Annotated in this window: 23 protein-coding genes; 13 read left to right on the top strand and 10 right to left on the bottom strand. The window is 73.8% G+C overall.

Annotated features, from left to right (window positions below):
* Nucleotides 1-7 precede the first annotated feature (7 nt).
* Entirely contained in the window at nt 8-487 is a 480-nt protein-coding gene (gene aroQ, locus QUG98_RS10985) for a type II 3-dehydroquinate dehydratase (RefSeq protein ID WP_289470571.1), read from the top strand.
* Nucleotides 488-912: 425 nt separating this feature from the next.
* On the opposite strand, the gene QUG98_RS10980 is transcribed toward aroQ, so the two are convergent.
* Nucleotides 913-1509, bottom strand: coding sequence for an NAD(P)H-dependent oxidoreductase (locus QUG98_RS10980; protein WP_289470570.1), 597 nt, complete (start codon nt 1507-1509; stop codon nt 913-915).
* 87 nt (nt 1510-1596) lie between these two features.
* Between QUG98_RS10980 and QUG98_RS10975 the strand changes: the two genes are divergently transcribed.
* Nucleotides 1597-2064: an MSMEG_6728 family protein gene (locus QUG98_RS10975; protein WP_289470569.1), complete on the top strand. Its 468-nt coding sequence runs from the start codon at nt 1597-1599 to the stop codon at nt 2062-2064.
* 243 nt (nt 2065-2307) lie between these two features.
* On the opposite strand, the gene QUG98_RS10970 is transcribed toward QUG98_RS10975, so the two are convergent.
* The 6 genes from QUG98_RS10970 to QUG98_RS10945 all read right to left on the bottom strand — a co-directional run bounded on the left by QUG98_RS10970 (nt 2308) and on the right by QUG98_RS10945 (nt 8649).
* A complete protein-coding gene (locus QUG98_RS10970; protein WP_289470568.1) occupies nt 2308-2577 on the bottom strand; it encodes a hypothetical protein in 270 nt (89 codons plus the stop codon).
* Between the two features lie 69 nt (nt 2578-2646).
* Nucleotides 2647-3831, bottom strand: a complete 1185-nt coding sequence (locus QUG98_RS10965; protein WP_289470567.1) for a cysteine desulfurase family protein — start codon at nt 3829-3831, stop codon at nt 2647-2649.
* Between the two features lie 4 nt (nt 3832-3835).
* Nucleotides 3836-4804 (bottom strand): carboxylating nicotinate-nucleotide diphosphorylase, encoded by a 969-nt coding sequence (gene nadC, locus QUG98_RS10960; RefSeq protein WP_289470566.1) that lies wholly within the window; start codon nt 4802-4804, stop codon nt 3836-3838.
* Entirely contained in the window at nt 4801-6576 is a 1776-nt protein-coding gene (locus QUG98_RS10955) for an L-aspartate oxidase (protein ID WP_289470565.1), read from the bottom strand. The genes nadC and QUG98_RS10955 overlap by 4 nt, the downstream gene beginning before the upstream one ends.
* A 34-nt stretch (nt 6577-6610) precedes the next feature.
* Entirely contained in the window at nt 6611-7882 is a 1272-nt protein-coding gene (gene nadA, locus QUG98_RS10950; protein ID WP_289470564.1) for a quinolinate synthase NadA, read from the bottom strand.
* A gap of 8 nt (nt 7883-7890) precedes the next feature.
* A complete protein-coding gene (locus QUG98_RS10945) occupies nt 7891-8649 on the bottom strand; it encodes an NUDIX hydrolase (protein ID WP_289470562.1) in 759 nt (252 codons plus the stop codon).
* Nucleotides 8650-8749: 100 nt separating this feature from the next.
* Between QUG98_RS10945 and QUG98_RS10940 the strand changes: the two genes are divergently transcribed.
* From QUG98_RS10940 to QUG98_RS10930, 3 genes are all read left to right on the top strand, one after another.
* A complete protein-coding gene (locus tag QUG98_RS10940) occupies nt 8750-9031 on the top strand; it encodes an acylphosphatase (RefSeq protein WP_289470561.1) in 282 nt (93 codons plus the stop codon).
* Nucleotides 9032-9195: 164 nt separating this feature from the next.
* Entirely contained in the window at nt 9196-10680 is a 1485-nt protein-coding gene (locus QUG98_RS10935; RefSeq protein WP_289470560.1) for an MDR family MFS transporter, read from the top strand.
* 83 nt (nt 10681-10763) lie between these two features.
* Nucleotides 10764-12011, top strand: a complete 1248-nt coding sequence (locus QUG98_RS10930) for a D-arabinono-1,4-lactone oxidase (protein ID WP_289470559.1) — start codon at nt 10764-10766, stop codon at nt 12009-12011.
* A 134-nt stretch (nt 12012-12145) separates the two neighbouring features.
* Here QUG98_RS10930 and QUG98_RS10925 read toward each other — a convergent pair whose 3' ends face one another.
* Nucleotides 12146-12637, bottom strand: a complete 492-nt coding sequence (locus QUG98_RS10925; RefSeq protein ID WP_289470558.1) for a 2'-5' RNA ligase family protein — start codon at nt 12635-12637, stop codon at nt 12146-12148.
* 239 nt (nt 12638-12876) lie between these two features.
* Between QUG98_RS10925 and QUG98_RS10920 the strand changes: the two genes are divergently transcribed.
* From QUG98_RS10920 to QUG98_RS10910, 3 genes are read left to right on the top strand one after another with little or no spacing between them, the layout of a single operon-like run.
* Complete coding sequence (locus QUG98_RS10920; RefSeq protein ID WP_289470557.1) at nt 12877-13827, top strand: MetQ/NlpA family ABC transporter substrate-binding protein; 951 nt, start codon at nt 12877-12879, stop codon at nt 13825-13827.
* A complete protein-coding gene (locus QUG98_RS10915) occupies nt 13827-14867 on the top strand; it encodes a methionine ABC transporter ATP-binding protein (RefSeq protein WP_289470556.1) in 1041 nt (346 codons plus the stop codon). The genes QUG98_RS10920 and QUG98_RS10915 overlap by 1 nt, the downstream gene beginning before the upstream one ends.
* On the top strand, nt 14864-15538 hold the full coding sequence (locus tag QUG98_RS10910) for a methionine ABC transporter permease (RefSeq protein WP_224441431.1): 675 nt from the start codon (nt 14864-14866) through the stop codon (nt 15536-15538). Before QUG98_RS10915 ends, QUG98_RS10910 begins: the two co-directional genes overlap by 4 nt.
* Nucleotides 15539-15798: 260 nt before the next feature.
* Here QUG98_RS10910 and QUG98_RS10905 read toward each other — a convergent pair whose 3' ends face one another.
* Both QUG98_RS10905 and QUG98_RS10900 read right to left on the bottom strand, forming a co-directional pair.
* Nucleotides 15799-16578: an endonuclease/exonuclease/phosphatase family protein gene (locus tag QUG98_RS10905; RefSeq protein WP_082687787.1), complete on the bottom strand. Its 780-nt coding sequence runs from the start codon at nt 16576-16578 to the stop codon at nt 15799-15801.
* A 175-nt stretch (nt 16579-16753) separates the two neighbouring features.
* The gene (locus QUG98_RS10900) at nt 16754-18166 is read right to left on the bottom strand and encodes an MFS transporter (protein WP_289470554.1); all 1413 of its coding nucleotides are present in this window, start codon (nt 18164-18166) and stop codon (nt 16754-16756) included.
* A 199-nt stretch (nt 18167-18365) separates the two neighbouring features.
* On the opposite strand from QUG98_RS10900, the gene QUG98_RS10895 reads away from it, so the two are divergent.
* From QUG98_RS10895 to QUG98_RS10875, 5 genes are read left to right on the top strand one after another with little or no spacing between them, the layout of a single operon-like run.
* Nucleotides 18366-19598: an alanine racemase gene (locus QUG98_RS10895; protein ID WP_289470553.1), complete on the top strand. Its 1233-nt coding sequence runs from the start codon at nt 18366-18368 to the stop codon at nt 19596-19598.
* Complete coding sequence (locus QUG98_RS10890; RefSeq protein WP_289470667.1) at nt 19598-20452, top strand: IclR family transcriptional regulator; 855 nt, start codon at nt 19598-19600, stop codon at nt 20450-20452. The genes QUG98_RS10895 and QUG98_RS10890 overlap by 1 nt, the downstream gene beginning before the upstream one ends.
* Entirely contained in the window at nt 20449-21456 is a 1008-nt protein-coding gene (locus QUG98_RS10885) for a sugar kinase (RefSeq protein WP_289470551.1), read from the top strand. Before QUG98_RS10890 ends, QUG98_RS10885 begins: the two co-directional genes overlap by 4 nt.
* A 49-nt stretch (nt 21457-21505) precedes the next feature.
* Nucleotides 21506-22174: a bifunctional 4-hydroxy-2-oxoglutarate aldolase/2-dehydro-3-deoxy-phosphogluconate aldolase gene (locus tag QUG98_RS10880; RefSeq protein WP_289470550.1), complete on the top strand. Its 669-nt coding sequence runs from the start codon at nt 21506-21508 to the stop codon at nt 22172-22174.
* The gene (locus QUG98_RS10875; RefSeq protein WP_289470549.1) at nt 22171-23781 is read left to right on the top strand and encodes an N-acyl-D-amino-acid deacylase family protein; all 1611 of its coding nucleotides are present in this window, start codon (nt 22171-22173) and stop codon (nt 23779-23781) included. The genes QUG98_RS10880 and QUG98_RS10875 overlap by 4 nt, the downstream gene beginning before the upstream one ends.
* The last annotated feature ends 14 nt before the right edge of the window (nt 23782-23795 follow it).

Here is a 23795-nt window from a genome sequence, read left to right as displayed (position 1 = left end):
CTCCCCCATGAGCGAGCCGGCCACCGACACCACGACACGCCCGCGGCGGATCCTCGTCCTGAACGGGCCCAACCTCGACATCCTCGGGCGGCGCGACCCTGCCCAGTACGGCACGGTGACGCTCGCCGAGCTCGAGGCGATCGTGCACACCGAAGCGGCCGTACACGGGCTCGAGGCCGACTTCCGGCAGACCAACCGCGAGGGCGAGCTCGTCGAGTGGCTGCACGAGGCGCTCGACGACTTCGTCGGGGTCGTGATCAACCCCGCCGCCTACGCACACACCTCAGTCGCGCTCCACGACGCCGTCGAGGCGCTCAGCGTCCCCGTGGTCGAGGTGCACCTGTCGAACACGTGGAAGCGTGAGCCGTTCCGGCACGTCGACCACGTGGCGACCGCCGCGACGGCGGTCATCGCCGGCGCGGGCGCCGACGGCTACCGGCTGGCCGTCGCGCACGTCGCGACGCTGGTCGCGGACCCCACCGACTGACGGCCTGGAGGCGCGGCGCCCGCCCGCCACGCGCCTCCCGTCCGACGCCCCCGGCCCCGCCGCCCAGCGGCCCCGCCAGCCCGGCCCCGCCGATCCGATCTCCAGCGGCCCCGTTCCGGGCGCACGACCTGCCGCTCACCTTCCGCCGCGACGGCGAGTCGTGCGACCAGGACGAACGCCCGCGGCGTGTCGTCCGACCGGGAGCGTGGCCACCGCCGGGCGCACGACCTGCCGCTCACCTTCCGCCGCGACGGCGAGTCGTGCGACCAGGACGAACGCCCGCGGCACGTCGTGCGACCGGGAGCGTGGCCACTGCCGGGCGCACGACCTGCCGCTCACCTTCCGCCGCGACGGCGAGTCCTGCGACCCGGACGACGACCGACGGCACGTCGTGCGACCGCGGGCGGCAGCGCCGGCCCGGCCGTCTAGAAGTCGGCGGGGCGACGGACGTCCTCGGCGCCGACGGCCGCGAAGCCTCCGCGGACGATCGGCAGCGCCCGTCGGACGGCCTGGTCGATGCGCAGCTCGAGGTCGACGCCGGCGAGGTCGTACCCGCCCTCGCGCTTGGTGAAGTCGCGCTCGTTGCCGAACACACCGAGCGGCAGGGTCGTCGACTGGAAGAAGCCGAACAGCGGTCGCATCTGGTGCTCGACGAGCAGCGCGTGCCGGTCGCTGCCGCCCGTGGCGGTCAGGAGCACCGGGGTGTCGACGAGGTCGTACTGCCCCACCCAGTCGAAGAAGAGCTTGAAGGCACCGGAGTACGCCGCGCGGAACGCGGGACTGCCGACGACGAGCACGTCTGCCGCCTCGACGGTCTCGAGTGCCCGTCGGGTCTCGGCCGACATCGCCTCACGCGAGGGCGCGGCACCGAGGTCCGCGAGCAGGGGCCCGATCTCGACCTGCGCGGTCCGCGCGTCCGGCAGGTCCTCCGCAAGGCGCGCGACGGTCGCCGCGACCAGGGTCGAGGTGCGCGAGGGGTCCGATGGGCTGCCGCTGACGCCGACGACGAGTGCTCCGTCCATGCGCTCGATGCTCACACGTCGTCGGGGTGCCCGCCCGGGTGTGACGACTTGTGTCGCGGTCCAGCGGCCCGGCGTACCGTCCGGTGGATGCAGACGTTCCTGCCCTACGCGGACTTCCGCGCCTCGGCCGAGGTGCTCGACGACAAGCGGCTCGGCAAGCAGCGCGTCGAGACCCTGCAGGTGATGCGGGCGCTGACCCTGCCGGACTACGGCTGGCAGCGCCACCCGGTCGTCGCGATGTGGCGGGGGTACCGTCCGGCGCTCATGGCGTACCAGGACGCGACGTGCCGGGTGTGGCTCGAGCGCGGGCATGCCGACACCTGCCTCGAGAAGACGCTCGCCGACCTCGGCCTGGTCCCCGAGGACCTGGTGGCCTACGAGCGCGGGGACTTCGCCGTGCCCGCGTGGAACGCCGATCCGGCGGTCCACGAGTCGCACCGCTCGAAGCTCGTGCAGAAGGCACCGGAGCACTACCGGCCGCTGTTCCCCGACGTGCCCGACGACCTGGACTACGTCTGGCCCGGCGTACCGGAACCACCTGTACCGACGCACTGACCGGAGGGCCGAGCGATCGCTGCCCGGGCGACACCACCGCGGCCCGCCGTGGACTGACAGGGGGGTGCGGCGCCGGTCAGGGTCCGGCGCCACGTCCACGACGGGCGCGGTGGCCGCTCGGACACGACGACAGGGGATGTCGTGTCCGGCGCCGGACGCGGTCAGGGGTACCACGTCCGGTCAGGAGCACCGCGGGCCCCAGAGGGGGGGGACGGGACCGCGCGGTGCTGGCTTCGGGTCAGGTCACCGGGGCTGTTCGACGTCCCCCCGGTACCGGTCCGCCTCGCTCGGTGCGGGCAGGGATCGACGGATCGCCGCGGTGCCGACGGCCGGGAGCAGGGCGCTCGCGACGGTGGCGAGTGCACCCACGGTCGCGATCACCCCGAGCGGGGCGGTGCCGAGGTCGTGCTGCGCGGCGAGGGCGAGCGCCGCCACGGTCGCCGGCGCCGGCAGGAGCTGGACCGCCAGGAAGGGGGCCTCCCGTCGGTGCCGGGTCGTGATCGCGTTCGCCATGTGTCCATGGTGACGGACGATCAGTGTCCGCAGAAGGGGGGACATCACCCCAACTGTGGAGGAGAACGTCTAGTACACCCCTCCGAGGCTGCGGACGGCCGCGACCGACGCGGCGACCGCGTCCACGACCACGGGTACGTCCGCCTCGGTCAGTCCGGCGTCGAAGGTGAGTCGCAAGGCTGTCCGTGCGGTGTCCTCCAGCAGACCGATCGCGGTGAGGACGTGCGAGGCCTCGGTGCTCCCCGCGGCGCAGGCGCTGCCCGACGAGGACACCACGTCACGAGCCTCGAGCTCGAGCAGCACGGTCTCGCCGTTGACCGCCGCGGGACCGCCGGGCACCGCCGGGAAGCAGAACGACGCGTGCCCCGGGAGCCGACGCGCGCCGGGCACGGTCGGTGCGGCTCCGGTCAGCACGGCACCGGGGACCGACGCCAGGACCCCCTCGACGACGGCGTCGCGGGTCGTCGTCGCCCGGTCGGCGTCGGCGTCCCGGGAGTCCTCGACGAGCGACACCGCGGTCGCGAGGGCGACCGCGCCCGCGACGTCCTCGGTGCCGGACCGTCTCCCCCGTTCCTGTCCCCCGCCGTGCAGCAGCGGCTCGAGCGGCACACCGCCCCGGACGGCCAGTGCACCGGTGCCCTTCGGCGCGCCGAGCTTGTGCCCGGAGAACGAGACCGCGTCGACGCCGAGCCGGTCGAGCCCGATCGGCAGCCACGGCGCGCTCTGCACCGCGTCGGTGTGGAACCGGGCGCCGACACCGTGCGCGACCGCCGCGAGTGCCGGCAGGTCCTGCACGGTGCCGATCTCGTTGTCGGCGTGCGCCACCGAGACGAGCGTGGTGTCCGGACGGACGGCCCGCGCGAGGGCCTCTGGTGTCACCGTCCCGTCGTGCTCGACCGGCACCAGCGTCACCGTGAACCCGTGGTGGCGCTCCAGGTACCGGCAGCTCTCGAGCACCGCCTCGTGCTCGATCGCGCTCGTCACGACGTGCCGACCACGGGGCGCCGCGAGTGCGATCCCCTTCACGGCGGTGTTCGCGCCCTCGGTGCCGCCGGTGGTCAGCACGACCTCGCCGGGCCGGCACCCGAGGAACCGGGCGATCGTCGCACGGGCGTCGGCGAGCCCCCGTGCCGCGGCGTCGCCGACCCCGTGCGTCGAGGACGGGTTGCCGAACACGCCGGTCAGGTACGGCCACATGGCCTCGAGGACCTCGCGGCGGACCGGCGTGGTGGCGGCGCGGTCGAGGTAGAACACCGCGTCAGGCGCCGGTCGCGTCGGCGCCACCACCGGCGGGCGCGCCGGTCACGTCGACGTCGAGCCCGAGGTCGAGCGCCCGGGCCGAGTGGGTCAGCGCCCCGACCGAGACGACGTCCACCCCGGTCCGTGCGATCGCGCCGACGGTCTCGAGCGAGACGCCACCCGAGGCCTCGACGAGTGCGCGGCCGGCGACCATGTGCACGCCCTCGACGAGCTGCTCCGGTGTGAAGTTGTCGAGCATGATCGTGTCGACCCCGGCGGAGACGACGGCCTCGACCTGGTCGAGCCGGTCCACCTCGACCTCGAGGTGGACCGTGTGCCCGAGTCGACGGCGGGCGTCGCGCACGGCGTCGCCGATGGGGGTGCCGCCGGCGAGCAGCACCGCCAGGTGGTTGTCCTTGGCGAGGACGGCGTCGGACAGCGAGTTCCGGTGGTTGTGGCCGCCGCCGCAGCGCACGGCGTACCGCTCGACCGCACGGAGGCCCGGCGTCGTCTTGCGGGTGTCGGCGATCCGGGTCCCCGTCCCCGCGACCGCTGCGACGTACCGCGCGGTGACGGTCGCGATGCCGGACATCCGCTGCACAAGGTTGAGCCCGACGCGCTCGGCACGCAGGACCGAGCGGGCGGGTCCCTCGACGGTCGCCAGCACCTGCCCCGCCGCGAACGTCGCGCCGTCGGCGAGGTGCAGCTCGGTCCGCACCGCGGGGTCGACGGCGTGCATCACGGCCGCGAACACCGCACCGCCGGACAGCACGCCGGGCTCGCGGGCGGCCAGGGTCGCGGTCGCCCGGGCGTCGACGGGGATGAGCGTCTCGCTGGTGACGTCGCCCCACGGCGCGTCCTCCTCGAGCGCGGTCTCGATCACGCGGCGCAGGGCGTGCGGTGGGATCGTCCCGGGGTCGGACGGTCCGGCGGGACGGACGTCGGACGCGTCGGTGGCACCGGCGGATGCGGGGACGGTGGTGGTCATGCGGGGACTCCCTGCTGGACGGTGGCGGTGCTGTCGGACGGCGTGGTGCTGTCGGACCGCGTGGTGCTGTCGACCGGGGCTCGACCGGTGGCGACCGCGCGGGCCCAGCCGACGGACACCGGTGCGGACGGGTCGGTTTCCGGGTGGTCGGTCCGAGCGTGTGCGCCGCGGGACTCGGTGCGGGCCTCGGCGGCGAGCGCGGTGATCCGCGCCAGGTCGAGCAGAGCACGGTCCTCGTGGTCCCGGACCGAACGCGCCACCGGCGGTCGCAGGGCGGCGAGCGCGCGACGCGCGGCCGCCAGTCCGTCCGCGTCACGGAGCAGGCCGACCCGCTCCGTCATCTCGGTCTGCACCGCCTGCCGGAGGTGAGCGGCACGGTCGGGGTGGGCGGAGCCTCCAGGCCGTCGCTCGCGGTCGGACCGGTACGGCGTGGCGTCCGGTCCCGTCGCGCGCCGCTCCGTCGTGTCCGGTCCCGTCCCGTCCGGCCGGGAGGCACCACGCGGGTCCGCCACGTCGCCCACCCGGTCGTCGGGCACGGTGCGGACCGGCAGGGTCGCGTCGCCGCGCAGGCGCGGTCGGGCGGGTCGCGGCGCGCCGATCGCGTCGGCGGTGCGCACGCCGAACACGAGACCCTCGAGCAGCGAGTTCGACGCGAGCCGGTTGGCGCCGTGGACGCCGGTGCAGGCGGCCTCACCGACGGCGAGGAGGCCCGGCAGGCTCGTGCGGCCCTCGCTGTCGGTGGCGATCCCGCCCATCGCGTAGTGCGCGGCGGGGGCGACCGGGACGCCCTCGCGGGTCCAGTCGAAGCCGGCCGCACGGGTGGCGCGGGTCAGCCCGGGGAAGCGCGCGACGAGCCGATCCGCGCCGAGTCCCGTCGCGTCGAGGAGCACGGGGGCGCCGCCCTGGTCGCGGACGGCGGCCGCGATGCCGCGGGCGACCACGTCGCGCGGGGCGAGCTCGGCGTCCGGGTGCACGGCGGTCATGAAGCGCCGGCCGGTCGCATCGCGGAGGACGGCACCCTCGCCGCGGACCGCCTCGGACAGGAGTCCGCCGTCCGGGACGGCCAACCGGGTCGGGTGGAACTGGACGAACTCCAGGTCCGCGAGGACGGCACCGGCACGCCAGGCGGCGGCGACGCCGTCCCCCGTCGCGACCAGCGGGTTCGTCGTCTCGCGGTACAGGTGCCCGGCACCCCCGGAGGCGAGCACGACCGCGTCGGCGTCGATCCGTCGGGGGTCGCCGAGCAGGTCGCGCACGTCGACGCCGACGACGGCGCCGTCGCGGACGACGAGGTCGGTGAGGCAGGTGCGTTCCAGCACGGTGACGTGCCGGCGGAGCAGGGCGGCGACGAGGGTGCGTTCCACGGCCGCCCCGGTGGCGTCGCCGTCGGCGTGCACGACCCGCCAGCGTGCGTGCGCGGCCTCGCGCCCGCGGGCGAGGTCGTCGCCGTGGCGGTCCAGTGCGTCCGGGTCGGTCGTCCGGTCGAACGGCACACCCAGGGCGAGCAGGTCGCGGACGCGCGCCGGCCCGTCGGCGCAGAGCAGTGCGACGGCGCGCGCGTCCGCGCTCCCGACGGCGGCGGTGTGGGTGTCGTGCTCGTGCAGGGCGACGGTGTCGTCGGCACCGAGCGCGACGGCGATGCCGCCCTGCGCGGCGGCGGTGGCGCCGTCGGCGAGCCCGCCCTTCGTCACCAGGGTGACGTCGTGGCGGGCGCTGGCGCGGATCGCGGCGGTGAGCCCGGCGATGCCGGACCCGACGATGACGACGTGCACGGTGCGGTCCTCGGTGTCCTCGGTCGCCGGACCGTCAGCCGCGGGGCTTCGCGGCGAGCATGCGCTCGAGCGCGACCCTGGCGTCGGCCTGCACGTCGGTGGGGACCGTGATCTCGTTGAGGACCTCGCCGCGGACGAGGGCCTCGAGCACCCAGGCGAGGTAGCCCGGGTGGATCCGGTACATCGTCGAGCAGGGGCAGACGACCGGGTCGAGGCAGGTGATCCGGTGCTGCGGGTACTCGGCGGCGAGCCGGTTCACCATGTTGATCTCGGTGCCGATCGCGAACGACGTCGGCTCGGTGGCGGCCGCGACGGTCCGACGGATGAGGTCGGTGCTGCCGGCGGCGTCCGCGGCGTCGACGACCGCCATCGGGCACTCGGGGTGCACGATGACCTGCACGCCCGGGTCGTCGCGCCGGGCCTGCTCGATCTGCTCGACCGTGAAGCGGCGGTGCACCGAGCAGAAGCCGTGCCAGAGGACGACCTGCGCGTCGAGCAGGGTCTGCTCGTCGTTGCCGCCGAGGGCCTTGCGGGGGTTCCACATCGGCATGCGGTCGGTGCTGATCCCCATGGCCTTCGCGGTGTTCCGGCCGAGGTGCTGGTCGGGGAAGAAGAGCACGCGCTGCCCGCGCTCGAACGCCCACTCGAGGACGGTCGCCGCGTTCGACGACGTGCAGACGATCCCGCCGTTCCGGCCGCAGAACGCCTTGAGGTCGGCGGCGGAGTTCATGTACGTGACCGGGATGACCGGGACGCGCCCGTCGGCGTCGGGCTCCGTGCCGTAGACGGCGGTGAGCTCGGCCCACGCCGCCTCGACGCTGTCGATGTCGGCCATGTCCGCCATCGAGCAGCCTGCGGCGAGGTTCGGCAGGATCACGCGCTGGTCGTCGCGGGCGAGGATGTCCGCCGTCTCCGCCATGAAGTGCACGCCGCAGAACACGATGGCCTCGGCGTCCGGCTTCGTCAGGGCGGCGTTGGCCAGCTGGAACGAGTCGCCGAGGAAGTCCGCGTGCCGGACGACCTCGTCGCGCTGGTAGAAGTGCCCGAGCACGACGACGCGGTCCCCCAGGGTCGCCTTCGCCCGCTCGATGCGCGCGTGCAGTTCGTCGTCGCTCGCGGTCTTGTACTCGTCGGGGAGCTGCCCCTGTCGCGGTGCGGAGGTCGGGATGACGTCGGACATCGACGAGCCGGGACCGTAGCCGGGACGGCTGTCGAAGTCCCACGTCGGTGCGGCGAGGTCGGGCGTGCAGGTGCTGCCCGCGACGGCGCCGTTGGAGATGCGCTCGATGGTGACGGCGATGGACACGGTGGTTCCTATCGGTTCGAGGTGGACCGCGGCGGCAGGACCGTGGCCAGGGTCGTGGCCCCGGTCGTGGTCCGGGTCGTGGTGTCGGTCAGCGGACCGTTGTCCGCGTAGGCCAGGTCGGGGTTCGAGCGGTACAGTCGGGCCGGCCGGTGCCGGTCGCCGCTCGTGGTCTCGTCGGTGGGCAGGATCGCATCGGTCCGCTCGACCTGTCGGCGGAAGTTCGCGGGGTCGAGGGTGCGGCCGAGCACCGCCTCGTACACACCGCGGAGCTCGGCCAGGGTGAAGCGGTCGCCGAGGAAGGCCTGCGCGATGCGCGAGTACGACATCTTGTTGCGCAGTCGCCAGAGGGCGTACTCGACGATGCGGTCGTGGTCGAACGCGAGCGCCGGGTGTTCGTCGGCCAGGAACCACCGGACGTTCCAGTCGTCGGGGACGGACTCGGCCTCGTCCGGGTGCACGAGCGCCCAGTAGACGATGGACACGACCCGGCTCGGCGAACGGTCGACGTCGCCGAACGCGTAGAGCTGCTCCAGGTACCGCGGTTGCACGTTCGTCGTCTCGCGCAGGCGTGCGGCAGCGGAGTCCTCGAGCCCCTCGTCCGGACCGACCCAGCCGCCCGGCAGCGCCCACGAGCCCTCGAACGGGTCGGTCACGCGGCGCACCAGCGGCATCCACAGCGCCGGAGCCCCGGTGTCGGGGTGCGGGCGCAGGGCGACGATCACGGTGGAGACCGCGACGCGGATGCTGGTGGGATCAGTTTGTGTCATGGTGACTCGAAGTGTTCGGGTTGCGTTGACACTATCACCGTTCACGAGACCGGAACAGACCTGTAACGCACCGGGGACCACGCGTGCCTACATTGACGGCATGACGACGGTGACGAGGGTGCACGCCGTGGTGTCCGGCTCGGTGCAGGGGGTCGGCTTCCGGTACTGGACCGCACGCAAGGCAGACGGACTGGAGCTCGACGGGTACGCCAGGAACCTGTTCGACGGGACGGTCGAGGTCGAGGCCGAGGGGCCGTCCGAGTCCGTGGAGGCGCTCATGGCGTTCCTGCGCACCGGCCCGCCGACGGCCACCGTGACCGACGTCACCCGGCGCAGCGTCGTGCCGCACGGCGACGGCGACGGGTTCGCGATCCTGCGCTGACCGCGTGCGGGGTCCGTTGGGGTCGGTCCGTGCGCTCGGTCCGTGCGCACGGTCCGTTCACGAGGACGACACACGGAAGCGGAATACTCGGATCCGTTCAGGCTGTTGCCCCGTCTGCGCAGTCCGCGCCCCCTCTGCACGTCGTCACTCCCCAGGAGCCCCGCATGACCCAGGCCGTCGATTCCGCCCCGCGCACCGGGAGCGTCTCGCAGCCCTCCGCCGGCGAGACCAGGCTCGTGATCGGGCTGCTGCTCGTCTCGGCGTTCGTCGTCATCCTCAACGAGACGATCATGGGCGTGGCGCTGCCGCGGCTCATGGAGGACCTCGACATCTCCGCGGCGACCGGGCAGTGGCTCACCACGGGCTTCCTGCTGACCATGGCCGTCGTGATCCCGGTCACCGGGTTCCTGCTGCAGCGCTTCAGCACCCGGCAGGTCTTCATCGCGGCGATGGCGCTCTTCTCGCTCGGCACGCTCGTCGCCCTGGCCGCACCCGGGTTCCCCGTGCTGCTCGTCGGCCGCATCGTGCAGGCCAGCGGGACCGCGATCATGATGCCGCTGCTCATGACGACCGTCCTCAACCTGGTCGAGCCGGCGCACCGCGGCCGGATCATGGGCAACATCTCGATCGTCATCTCGGTCGCGCCGGCCGTCGGTCCGACCATCTCCGGCCTGATCCTCAACGCGTTCTCGTGGCGGTGGCTGTTCGGGTTCGTGCTGCCGATCGCCGTCGCCGCGCTCGTGCTCGGCATCCTCAAGGTCCGCAACGTGACCACGCCCCGACGCGCGCCGCTCGACGTCCTGTCGGTCGTGGTCTCCGCCGTCGCGTTCGGCGGGATCGTCTTCGGGCTGTCGAGCTTCGGCGAGGCCGGGTCGACCGGTCCGCTCGTCCCCGTCATCGCCCTGGTGGTGGGCTTCGCGGCACTGGCGTTCTTCGTCGTCCGGCAGACCCGCCTGCAGCGCACGGACCGTGCTCTGCTCGACCTCCGCACCTTCCGCACGAAGGGCTTCACCGTCCCGATCGTGGCGATGGGCATCAGCTTCATGGCGATGTTCGGCACGCTCATCCTGCTGCCGATCTACCTCGAGCGCGTGCTCGGACTCGAGGTCCTGACCGTCGGGCTCCTGCTGCTGCCCGGTGGTCTGCTGATGGGACTGCTCTCCCCCGTCGTCGGACGCATCTACGACCGCCGGGGTCCCCGGGTGCTGCTCGTGCCGGGCTCGATCATCATCAGCGCGGTGCTGTGGGCGCTCTCCACGGTCGGCGTGGACACGAGCGTGTGGTTCGTCCTCGGCGCCCACGTCGTGCTGAGCATCGGGCTCGCGCTGACCTTCACACCGCTGTTCACCGCCGCGCTCGGGGGCCTGCCGCCGAAGCTGTACTCGCACGGCAGCGCGGTGCTCGGCACGACCCAGCAGCTCGCGGGCGCGGCCGGCACGGCGCTCTTCGTCACGCTCCTCACGATCGGTGCCGCCTCCGCGGGCGCCGACGCCGACGCCGCCGGGGTCGCCGCAGCGACCGCCTCGGGCGTGCAGACGGCGTTCCTGGTGGGTGGGGTCATCTCACTGGTCGGCATCCTGACGTCGGCGTTCATCCGCCGGCCCGCGACGCCAGAAGGCGCTCCCGCCGGCGCTCCCGCGATGCACTGACCTGCGCCCGCCCGCGGTGCCCCGTCGACGACGGCGTGGCATCGTGGGCGGCATGCGGTCGACGGCGTGGCATCGTGGGCGGCATGCGGTCGACGGCGAGCGAGGTCAACTGGTCCGGCACGGTCACCTACTCGGCCGAGCGGGTGGAACGCCCGCGCACGCTGGAGGAGGCCACTGAGATCGTCTCGAGGTCCCGACGGGTGCACGGCCTCGGCACCCGACACTCGTTCAACGACGTCGCGGACGCCCACGGGGTGCTGCTCGACCTGACCGGGCTCCCCACCGACCTGGTCGTGGACACCGACGCCGGCACGGCCTCGATGGGCGCCGGCACGCGCTACGGCATCGTCGCCCCGGACCTCGACGCCGCCGGGGTCGCCCTGCACAACACCGGTTCGTTGCCGCACATCTCGCTCGGTGGCGCGATCGCCACCGGCACGCACGGCTCCGGCACGACCCTCGGGTCGCTGAGCACCGCCGTCCGGTCCTTCGAGCTCCTCGGCGCGGACGGCTCCGTGCGCACGGTCCGCCGCGGCGACGTCGACTTCGACGGGGCCGTGCTGCACCTCGGGCTGCTCGGCATCGTGACGCGCGTCGAGGTGGACGTCGAACCGACCTACCGCATGCGCCAGGACTCCTACGGTCCGATCCCCTGGGACCGGTTCGTCGCGCACGTGGCCGACGTCCACGCGGCCGCGTACTCCGTGTGCTCCTACACGGTGTTCGGCGACGAGATCGGCGAGGTGCTGCTGAAGTCCCGCGTGCCGGAGGGCGCCGACGACGTCGAGGTGCCGGACGAACTGCTCGGCGCGCCGAGGCTGCCGGGACGCCCGGCGGACGGGCACGTCACCGCCCGCGACGGCACGGTCGGCCCGTGGTGGGACCGTCTGCCGCACTTCCCCATCGACGCCGTGCCGAGCGTCGGGTCCGAGGTGCAGAGCGAGCACTTCGTCCCACTCCGGCACGCGGCCGCGGCGCTCGACGCCCTCCGCGGACTGGCCGACCGGATCCAGCCGCACCTGCACGTCTGTGAACTCCGGACGATGGCCGCCGACCCGTTCTGGTTGAGCCCGACGCAGGGCGAGGACGTGCTCTGCATCGCGTTCACCTGGCGGAAGCACCCCGACGCCGTCGCGGCGCTGCTGCCGGACCTCGAGGCACGCCTCGCGCCGTTCGACGGGCGACCGCACTGGGGCAAGACGAGCTCGCTCGACACCGGTGCGGTCGAGGCGCTCTGGCCACGACTGGCCGACTTCCGGCGGCTGGTGGCGGCGGCCGACCCGGAACGGGTGTTCGCGTCCGGGTTCGGTGAGCGGGTGCTGCGGACCTGAGCCGCGCCTCCCGACCGGGACCGCTCGTCGCGCGACGAGCGCGGGACCGGCCGTCACCCGACGGGCGCGGGACCGCCCGTCACCCGACGGGCGCGGGACCTGCCGTCCGTTTCGTACCGGCACGATGCCGTCCGTCACCCGACGGGCGTCACCGTCTTCGTCTCGCCGTCCCAGTGGCGCACCCCGCCGACCGTCAGGGTCGCCGGCAGCGGGGTCGCGCGCAGCGTGGCGACGGCGGCGGGCAGGTCCTCGTCGCGGACCCGACGGGCGAACGTGACGTGCGGCGACCAGGCACCGGGCACCGAGGTCTCGACTGCGTCCGGCGCGACCCGGTGCACCGCGGTGTGGAAGGCCGACAGCCCCGGGTCCACGACGACGGCCCGGACGAGTACGGACCGCCCGGCTCCGGCGGGGAACAGCAGGAGCCCCCCGAGCCGGAGCGTCGTCGGCACGGGGGCGTCGAAGCCGTCCGGGATCGGCAGCGCATCGCCGGCGGCGAGCGTCACGTGCGGGTCGTTCGTCCCCGACCGGCCGAGGCTCGGCAGGTCGGCCGCCGTCAGCGCGTCCCACGCCGCACGCACGGCCGCGTCGGAGTCGGGGTCGAGGACGAGTTCGATGCTGCGCACACCCCGAGTCAACACACGCTCCCCTGCGTCCGGCACGCGCCCCGCACGGCCTGTGGAGAACCCGGCGGGATGTAACACGGCGGAACGCGTCGTGCGTGTCGCGCCGCGGGCAGCCACACTCGGAACCTGGCCGCGCATCCCGCGGCTCCCCACCGCACCGCCCGTGCACGCCGCCGTCCGGGCCCGCCACGCCCGGCACCGTCTCCACCGTCCGGGCACGTCCCCCACGAGGAGCACCCATGTCCGCAGCACCAGTCCTGCCCCAGAAGCCGAAGGGCAAGCGCCCCGTCGGCTGGATCATCGCTGCCGCGGTCGTCGTCATCGCGATCGTGGTCGCCGTCGTGGTGGCGGCCGTCCGCTCCGGCGGGTCGGACGACGCTGCCTCCGGTGGCGGCTCCGGCAAGACCGTGACCATCGGTGTCTCCGACAAGTCGCTCGGCTACTGGAACACCTACACGAAGCTCGCGAAGGAGCGACTCGGCGTAACCGTGGAGCTCACGAACTTCTCGGACTACTCGCTGCCGAACCCCGCGCTCAAGGACGGCCAGCTGGACATCAACCAGTTCCAGCACATCCAGTACCTGGCGGACTACAACGTCACCTCGAACGACGACCTGCAGCCGATCGGCTCCACCGCCGTGTACCCGCTGCCGCTCTACGCGACGGACTACGCGAAGACGAGCGAGCTGCCGCAGGACGCCAAGATCGCGATCCCGAACGACTCGATCAACCAGGCGCGGGCGCTCCTCATCCTGCAGTCCGCGAAGCTCCTCGAGCTCAAGGACGGCGGATCCGCGTTCTCGACGACGACCGACATCACCTCGTCGAAGGTCGACGTCCAGCCACTCGACGCCTCGCAGACCGCGAATGCCCTGCAGCAGGGCTCGGTCGCCGCGGCCGTCGTGAACAACAACTTCGCCACCGCCGCGAAGCTCCCGACCAGCGACATCATCTTCCAGGACGACCCGGCCAGCGCGAGCGCAGCCCCCTACGTGAACGTCTTCGCCGTGCGCGACGCCGACAAGGACAACGAGACGTACCTGGACCTCGCGAAGCTCTTCCAGGACGACGCCGTGCAGCAGGCGTTCAAGAAGGACCTGCCCGAGGCCGTCGCCCGCGACGAGAGCGCCACGAAGCTCCAGGACGAGCTCGCGAAGGTCGAGCAGGACGCGAAGGCGGCCAAGCAGTAGTGCCCGCCCTCGTCGAACTCCGCGGCGTCTCGAAGCACTACCGCCGCGCCGACACCGGCGAGACCGTGGTGGCCGTCGAGGACGTCTCCCTGGACGTGCACCAGGGAGAGGTCCTCGGCGTCATCGGGTACTCCGGTGCCGGCAAGTCCACCCTGGTCCGCCTCGTGAACGCCCTCGAGCTGCCCTCGTCCGGCACGGTCACCGTCGGTGGCAAGGAGCTCACCGCCATCCCGGAGAAGGAACGCCGCCTGGCGCGTCGGAAGATCGGCATGATCTTCCAGCAGTTCAACCTGTTCCGCTCCCGCACCATCGCCGGCAACGTGGCGTACCCACTCAAGGTCGCGGGTGTCGCGAAGGACGAACGCGACCGCCGCGTCGCCGAGCTCCTCGACTTCGTCGGGCTGCTCGAGCGCGCGCACGCGTACCCGGAGCAGCTGTCCGGCGGGCAGAAGCAGCGCGTCGGCATCGCCCGTGCGCTCGCCGGCAACCCGGAGCTGCTGCTCGCCGACGAGGCCACGAGCGCCCTCGACCCGGACACGACCTCCGAGGTCCTCGCGCTCCTCCGCCGGGTCAACCGTGAGCTCGGCGTCACCATCGTCGTCATCACGCACGAGATGGACGCGGTCCGGCAGATCGCCGATCGCGTCGCCGTCATGGAGAACGGTCGCGTGGTCGAGGTCGGGGACGTCTACGACGTGTTCGCCTCGCCGCAGACCGGCGCCGCCCAGCGCTTCGTCCGCACCGCCCTGCACGACCGTCCGTCCGCCGAGCAGCTCGCCCGGCTGCGCGAGCACCACCGCGGCCGGCTGGTCACGGTGCAGATCACCGACGAGGTCGGTCTGCAGAACCGGATCGACGCGGCGTTCCGGACGGCCGGCGTGTCCGCTGAGCTCGTCTTCGGTGGCGTCGGTGAGATCCGCGAACGCCGCATCGGCTCGCTCACCTACGAACTGACCGCCGACGACCCCGCGGCCGTCGACCGGGCGCTCGGTGCGCTGCGCGACGTTCGGATCACCGTCGACGAGGAGGTCGCAGCATGAACGGCAACGGCTTCCAGAGCGTGATCGACACGTTCGACGTCTTCCTCGGCGCGATCCGCGACACCCTCGTGATGACGCTGGTCTCCCTGGTGTTCGCCGGCGTGATCGGCCTGGCGCTCGGACTGGTCCTGTACGCGACCCGTCCGGGCAACCTGCTCGGCAACCGGGCGGTGTACACGATCGTCAACGTGCTCGTGAACATCGTGCGCCCGATCCCGTTCGTGATCTTCCTCGCCGCGATCGCGCCCCTGTCGCGCGTCGCGGTGCAGACGACGATCGGCGTCCCCGCGGTGACCTTCGCGATCTCCCTGGCGGCATCGTTCGCGGTGTCGCGGATCGTCGAGCAGAACCTGCTCGCCGTCGACCCCGGCGTGGTCGAGGCCGCGCGGGCGTCGGGGGCGCACCCGGTGTCGATCCTGCTGACGGTCCTCATCCCCGAGGGCGTCGGGCCGCTCATCCTCGGCTACACGTTCATCTTCGTGGGCATCGTCGACATGACGGCACAGGGCGCCCTCATCGGTGGCGGTGGCCTCGGCGAGTACGCGATCGTGTACGGCTCGCAGCGGTACGACTGGTGGATCGTCTACGTGTCGGTGGCGGCGATCGTGGTGATCGTGCAGCTCGGGCAGTTCATCGGCAACCGGCTCGCCAGGGCGACGCTGCGTCGCTGAGGTGACCACGGGTCGCCGAGGCGGTCACGGACGGACGGGAGGCGCGGTGCCAGCTGGCACCGCGCCTCCCGTCCGTCGTCCGGTCACGGTGCGTCGTGTCGTCGCGTCCCGCCGTCGGCTCCTGTCGTGTGGGCGGGCTCTGGTCGCACGACGTGCCGCTCACGATCGCCCGGGACGGCACGTCGTGCGACCAGGGCGGTGTGCCGACGGCACGTCGTGCGACCAGGACGCGGAGCGCGACATCGCCGCGCACGCCGGTGTCAGGCGGCGGGGGCCTCCGGGACCTCGACGGCGGCGGTCGCGACGCCGGGGTGCTCGTAGTGCGCCCGGACCAGGATCGGCCGGTGGTCGGAGATGCCCGCTGGCAGGGTCTCGACGCCGGCGATGTGCAGACCGACGCTCGTCGCGAAGTCGAAGTGGCCCGTGAACTTGCGGTAGCGCAGGTAGGTCGGCTGGTCGGAGAGCGACAGCGCGAAGCCGTGCTCCTCGATCTTGCGGCGCAGGTTCGTCTGGAACCAGGGGTAGTTGAAGTCGCCGACCATGATCGCGGGGGCCTCGTCGGAGAGGTCGCGGACGAACTGGTGCGCAGCCTCGATCTGCTTGCGCCGGAGGGAGTTCGTGGCCGTCAGCGGCGACGCGTGGAACGACGCAACGATCACCTCGGTGTCGGCCTCGGTGTCACGGAGCCGCATCGCGATGAGCCGCTCGTGCGCGGGCGCGAGCACCCGGTCGTGCAGGGACTTCTGCAGCGAGTGGATGCTGAAGTCCTGCACCTCGAACCGGTCGTCGCGCTTGTAGATCGCGAGCCCGAGGCGGTTGGCCTTCGTCGACGCGGCGAGGGAGAGCCCGGCGACCTCCGGCGCGAGGTCGTTGCTGTCGCACTCCTGCACGCAGATGACGTCCGCCTGGGACGCCTCGGCCAGCGCGGCGAGCTCGCCGTTGGCGGTGTGCTCGCGGAGGTTGTAGCTGACGACGCGCAGCTCGGTGGGCTGCACGGCGGTGTCGCCTGCGATCGTCCCCTGCTGCTGTGGCCCGGCCATGCTGCCTTCCGTCCTGGGTGTCTCGGTCACCCTGCCGCGGCAACCGTACTCGGCTGTCGCGGACAGTTGCTGTGACCGTAGCGCACCCCGGGTTTCTGGCGTGTGACCGTGTCGCGAACGGACAGCGGACGGCGCGGCGCCGCCACCGCACACGCCGGTCGGCGCCGGACGCCGGTCAGCGCGCCGTAGCCCGCACCCGGCGCACCGGACGCACCGTGTCCCCCGCCGTCCGGCTCATCAGGACGCCCTCGACGCACGCCACGACGAGGAGCACGGCGATCACCCAGAACGCCACGTCGTAGGGCCCGGTCCCGCCGAGCCCGGCCGCAGCCCGGATCGCCACGGCGGCCACCGCCACCCCGAAGCCCGCCGCGACCTGCTGCAGCGTGGACGAGAGCGTGTTCGCCGGGGTCATGTCCGCCTGCTCGACGTCCGCGAAGGCGATCGTGTTGTACGCCGTGAAGCCGACCGAGCGCGCGGCGCCGCTCACCACGAGCAGCACGGCGAGCAGCCAGAACGGGGTGTCCTCGGTGAGGAACACCATCGCGACGACGCTCAGCGCCGCGATCGCGCTCGACACGACGATCACCGGCCGGTAGCCGAACCAGCGGAGGAACGGCGTCGTCATCGGCTTGATCCCGAGGTTGCCGACGAACACCCAGAGCACCGCGGACCCGGCGAGCACCGCGCTCCAGCCCCAGGCGTCCTGGAACAGCAGCGGCAGCACGAACGGCACGGCCGACACCGCGAGCCGGAACAGGCTGCCACCGGCGTGCGAGACGCGGAAGGTCTCGAGCCGGAACGAGCCGAGTCCCATGATCGGGTGCGGCGCCCGGCGGAAGTGCCGGACGGCCAGCCAGCAGCACACCGCGCCGACGACGCCGGACACGACGACCGCGACCAGGGGGATCTCGTCGAGCGCGAGCAGCGAGGCCATCACCACGAGCGACCCGAGCCCCAGGCACGCGAGCAGCGACCCGCGCCAGTCGAACGGGACGCGCTGGGGTGCGCGCTCCTGCGGCACGAGCACCAGCGCGGCGACGAAGGCGACGATCCCGAGCGGGATGTTGACGAGGAAGATCCAGTGCCAGCTGAGGGTGTCGACGAGCACCCCGCCGACGAAGGGCGCGATGATCGGCGCGGCGAGTGCGGGCCAGGTGAGGATGGCGATGGCCGTGACGAGCTGCTCGCGTCCCGCGCCGCGCAGGACGACCAGGCGCCCGACGGGCACCATCATCGCCCCGCCGAGTCCCTGCAGGATCCGCCAGGCCGTGAGCTCGACGAGACCGGTCGACGCGGCGCACAGTGCGGACGCGACGGTGAAGAGCGCGATCGCCCCGGCGAACACGGTGCGCGACCCGACCCGGTCGGTGAGCCAGCCGCTGACCGGGATGAACACGGCGAGCGTGACGAGGTACGCGGTGATCGCCACGCCGATCGCAGCGGAGTCGACCCCGAGGTCGCGCCCCATCGCCGGGGCGGCGGTCGCCAGGATCGTGCCGTCCAGGAGCTCCATGAAGAAGGTGCCCGCGACGAGCACGGCCACCGCCGTGCTGCCCCGTCGTCGTGTCGTCGTCATCGTCGTCATCTCAGGTCGAATGCTATGCCTGCTCGGTTTCTGCGCCGCGCAGCCGGCGAGCACCCGAGCGCCGCGCAGCGACGGCGTCCCCGACTCGCCACACAGCACGTTCTGCAGCGCAGAATGAGTCCGACGACGACGTTGCCTGGAGGGCCGCAGCACGGGGAACGTTGCAGCAGGAGCGGACCGCACCAGCGCAGGAGGACCGATGACGACCACCCCCGCAGCAGGGCAGCCCGTCCACACGCCCGGCACCGTCACGACGAAGGGTGCCGCCGACCCCGCCGCCCCGGTCGTCGGGCGCCACGTCCTCGACCGCGCGCACCTGCCGGTGATGACGCTCCGGGAGTCCGCCCTCGCGCACAACACCGCCGTCATGCAGTCCTACGTCGACCGCCACGGGCTGCTCCTCGCCCCGCACATGAAGACGCACATGGCACCGGCCCTCGCCGACCGGCAGGTCCGTGCGGGCGCCTGGGGCGTCACCGTCGCGTCGGTCCAGCAGGCGATGGTCGCCTGGGCGCACGGCGTGCACCGGATCCTCGTCGCGAACGAGGTCCTCGACCCCGCCGGCCTCGCCTGGCTCGCGTCCCGGCGCAGCGTCGACCCCGACGCCGACGTGCTGTGCAACGTCGACTCGCTCGCGGGGGTCGCGGCCGCGGCGAGCGCCGCCCGCTCCGTCGACGGCACCGTGCACGTCCTGGTCGAGGTCGGGTTCCCCGGCGGCCGCACCGGGGTCCGCTCGGCGGACCGGGCGCGCGAGGTCGCCGAGGCCGCGCACGACGCCGGGCTCGTGCTCCGCGGGGTGACCGGGTACGAGGGCGGCCTGCCCGACGTCGACACCGCCCGCGCATGGGTCGCCGGGGTGCTCGCGATCGCCGGCGACCTCCGCGGTCTCGTCGCCGGACGCGCGCTGCTCAGCATGGGCGGGAGCGCCTGGTTCGACGGGGTGGTCGACGCCGTGCAGGACCGGCCGGACGACGTCGACGTGCTGCTGCGGTCCGGCGCGTACCTGACGCACGACGACGGCTTCTACGCCGAGCGCACGCCGTTCCGCCGCCGCCCCGAGGAGGGCTCGCTCCGCCCGGCGATCGAGGTCTGGGGCCGCGTCACGTCGTGTCCGGAGCCGGGTCGCGCGCTGGTCGGGGTGGGCAAGCGCGACGTGTCGTTCGACGAGGGCCTGCCCGTCGTGCGCGGGATCCGGCCGGGAGGCACGGCGCACGACCCGCAGGTCGTCCCACCCCCCGGCGCGGTCACCGTCACCCGCCTCGACGACCAGCACTGCTACCTCGCCCTGGCCGACGGGGCACCCGGGCTGACGCCCGGCGACGTCGTCGTGTTCGGTGTCTCGCACCCCTGCACGGTCTTCGACAAGTGGCGGCAGGTGCAGCTGCTCGCGGACGACGACACCGTCACCGAGACGATCGCGACGTGGTTCTGATGCCCGCCGACGACGAGCAGCGGTCGGCCGCGGCCGTCCCCGCACGGAACGCCGCACTGTCGCTGCGCCGTGGCCTGGCGCTCCTCGACCACGTGGCCGACCGCACGCGGAACGGCGCCGCGTCGGTGACCCTCGGCGAGCTCGCGTCGATGCTCGGGACCGCGAAGTCGACGGTGCTGCGCCTGACCGCCCCGATGGTCGAGACGGACCTGCTCCGCCGCACGCCCGACGCCGGGTTCACGCTGGGGCTCGGCGCGCTGCTGCTCGGGCAGAGCTACCTCGAGGGCATCGACCTGCGCTCCGCTGCCGCGCCCTTCATGCGGCGCACCGCCGAGTCGACGGGGCTGACGTGCCACCTCGTCGTGCCCGACGGCACGGACATCGTCTACGTCGACAAGGTCGAGACGCGCGGCACGGTCCGGATGGGGTCGCGCATCGGGAACCGCCTGCCGATGCGCAACACGGCGTCGGGCAAGGCGATCGTGGCGTTCGGCGACCCCGGGCTCCTCGGCGCGGTGCTCGCCGTGCCCGCGACCGCGATGACCGACCAGTCCATCACCGACGACGGGCGCTGGCGGCAGGAGGTCGAACGCACCCGGGCGCGCGGCTACGGGATCGACGACCGCGAGAACGAGCCGGGCATCCGCTGCGTCGCCGCGCCCGTGCTCGACCACGCGAACCAGGTCGTCGGCGCGATGAGCATCTCCGGGCTGGCGTCCCGCTTCCCGGCGGCGGCGGTCCGTGAGCTCGGGGACGGTGTCGTCCGGACCGCGCTCGAGATCTCGGTCGCCCTCGGGTCGTCCTCCGCACAGCTCGCCCTCCGGCGGACGGCCCCGGGCGGGGCGGTCCGGTGACCGCGGGCGCGGGGGTGCTCACCCTCGGCGAGACGATGCTGCTGCTCGCCGGCCCGGGCGTCGGCGAGGTGTGCGATCTCGACCACATGCGCGTCGACACCGGCGGGGCGGAGAGCAACGTCGCGATCGGCCTGGTCCGGGCCGGCGTGCCGGCGACCTGGGTCGGCCGGGTCGGAGCGGACCCCGCGGGCGACCGGGTCCTGCGCGACGTGGGACAGGCCGGCGTGGACGTCGTCGCGGTCGTCGACCCGGAGCGCTCGACCGGGCTGATGATGAAGGAACGGCTCCGGGACGGCCGCACCCGCGTGACCTACCACCGTCGGCACTCCGCGGGGTCGGCGCTCGTGCCCGAGGACGTCCCGCCCGGGCTCGTCGAACGGTCGGCGCTCGTGCACGTCACCGGCATCACGCTCGCGCTCTCGGAGTCCGCCCGGCGGACGGTCACCGCGGTGCTCGACCGGGCCGAGGCCGCCGGGGTCCCGGTGTCGTTCGACGTGAACCACCGGCAGAAGCTGCTCGACGCCGCGGTCGCCCGGGAGCACTACCGCGCCGTCGCCGCCCGTGCCGCGGTGGTGTTCGCCGGTGACGACGAGGCGCGCATCCTGCTCGGGGCACCGGACGACCGGGACGCTCCGACGGGGTCCGACGAGGACCTCGCCCGGGGGCTCGCCGACCTGGCCCGTGGTCGTGCCGTGGTCAAGCTCGGCTCCCGCGGTGCCGTCTCGGTCGTCGACGGGCGGACGACCCGGCGCGCGGCGACCCCGGTCCGCGTCGTCGACCCGGTGGGTGCCGGCGACGCGTTCGTGGCGGCGTGGCTCGCGGCGACGATCACGGGGGCCGATCCGGACAGCGCACTCGACCGCGCCGCCGACGCCGGGGCGCTCGCCTGCACGGTCCCGGGCGACTGGCGCCTGCCGGCCCCTGGGGCAGTGGCCGAGGTCGACGCCGACCGCGCCCCCGACCCCGACACGACCGATGCCGTGCACGACCACGTCGACCGCTGACCCCGCACCCGAAGCGCACGAACGACACCCCGACCGAGGAGCCCAGCCCGTGAGCACGAACCGCACGACCCCCGGCAGCACCGCACCGGCCCCCGACCACGGCACCCGGCACGGCGCGGGTCCCGCCGTCGCGATCCTCCGCGGTGGCACCGGCGAGCACGTCGAGGCGGTCGTCGACGCCCTGGTGGGTGCCGGCGTCCGGGCGGTCGAGCTCACCACGAACACGCGACGGTGGCGCGAGGGCACCGCCTGGACCGCACGACGCTTCGGCGGCGACGTCTCGGTCGGGGTGGGCACCGTGCTGGAGCCCGAGCAGGTCGACGAGGCCGCCGAGCTGGGGGCGTCCTTCGTGGTCAGCCCGCACCTGGACCCGGCGATCGGCGAACGCGCCCACGAGCGCGGACTCGGGTGGTACCCGGGCGCCGCGACCCCGACCGAGATCGTGCGGGCGTGGCGGCTCGGCGCCCGGGCGGTGAAGGTCTTCCCGGCGGCGCAGCTCGGTGGCCCCGCGTACCTGCGGCAGGTGCTCGCCCCGCTCGACTTCGTCGACGTCGTCCCGACCGGCGGGATCGGGGTCGACGACGCCGCCGACTACCTGGCGGCCGGGGCGGTGGCCGTCGGACTCGGTTCGCCCCTGGTCGGCGACGCCCTGTCCACCGGGGACGTCGGTGCCGTGCGGTCCCGGGCCGGACGGCTCCTCGCGGGACTCGCCCGGTGACCACCGTGGGCGCCGGTGCCGCGGTCCTGCTGCGCGGCGGGTCGGTCGTCGGTCCGGACGGGCTCCACCGCGCCGACGTGCTCGTCGCCGGCGGCCGGATCACCGCGGTGGGGACGGAGCTCCCCGTGCCCGACAGCGTCCGCACGATCGACTGCGGCGGGCGCGTCGTGCTCGCCGGGGCCGTCGACGCGCACGCCCACGCCGGGTCGCGGGTCTTCGACGAGGACGTCCAGCTCGCCCTGCTCCGACAGGGTGTCACCACGATCGTCACCGGCCAGGACGGCGTCGGTCCGGCCCCCGGTGACGGGACGTGGGCAGGCCGGTACTTCGCAGCGATCGACGGCCCGCACCCCCGGTACCGCGGCGACGGCATCGCGGGCCTGCTCGCGACGTACGACGGCACCACGCCGGTGAACGTCGCGACCCTCGTGCCCGCCGGCACCGTCCGGCACGAGGTCGTCGGCGACGAGGACCGCCCCGCGACCGCCGAGGAGACCGCTGCGATGCGAACGCTCGTCCGCCGCGGGCTCGCCGACGGGGCGCTCGGGCTGGCCTCCGGACTCGACTACGTCCCCGGGCTGTACGCCGACACCGCCGAGCTCGCCGCGCTCTGCCGGGAGGTCACGGCAGCCGACGGGGTCTACGTCTCGCACGTCCGCGGCGGGTACGAGGCGAACCTGCGCGAGGGGCTCGACGAGGTCGCCGCGATCGTCCGGGCGAGCGGTGTCCGTGCGCACGTGTCGCACCTGCACGCCCCGGTCGACACCGCCCTCGGCGCGCTCGACGACCTGGCGGCCGCGGGTGTCCCGCTGACCTTCGACGCCTACCCGTACTCGCGCGGGTGCACCATCCTGTCGATGCTGCTGCTCCCCGCCGCGCTCGCCCGTCCCGGTACCGACGACCTGGCCCGGGCGGTCGCCGACGCCGACGGTCGTGCCCGGGTCCGCGCCGCCGTGCTCGCGCGGGTGACCGCGCGCCCGGACCTCGGACCGGGCTGGGCCGGCCAGGTCACCCTGTCGCACGTGCCGTCCCCCGCACACCACGACCTGCAGGGCAGGACCCTGACCGAGGCGGCCGCCCTGCGCCGCACCGAGCCCGTCGACCTGGCGGTCGACCTGCTCGTGGCCTCCGCGCTGCAGGTGACGGCGATCATGCGGGTGCCGCGCCCCCGCTCCCCCGCGGACCTCGCGCCGCTCGTCCGGCACCCGGGGCACACCGCGGGGTCGGACGGCATCCACGTCGGCACGCACCCGCACCCGCGCGCCTCCGGCACCGTCGCGCGGTACCTCGGCGACTTCGTGCGCGCCGGGCTGCTGACCTGGGCCGAGGCGCAGCGGCACCTGTCCACCACCGCCGCCGAGCACCTGCGGCTCGGCGACCGCGGGGCGGTTCGTGCCGGTGCGGTCGCCGACCTCGCGGTCGTCGACCCCGAGCGGGTGGCCGCGCGCTCGACCTACGACGATCCCACGGCCACCGCGGTCGGGACGGACGACGTGCTGGTCGCCGGTGTCCCGGTGCTCCGGCACGGGGAGCTGACGGGCGCGACCCCCGGCGCGGGGATCCGGCGCGGCGGCGCGCCAGCACCCCGCGGGATCGCGCCCGCGTGAGGTTCCGTTCAGGG

Source organism: Curtobacterium subtropicum (genome assembly GCF_030362975.1).
Classification (GTDB): domain Bacteria; phylum Actinomycetota; class Actinomycetes; order Actinomycetales; family Microbacteriaceae; genus Curtobacterium; species Curtobacterium subtropicum.
This window is presented reverse-complemented; position numbering and strand designations above follow the sequence as displayed.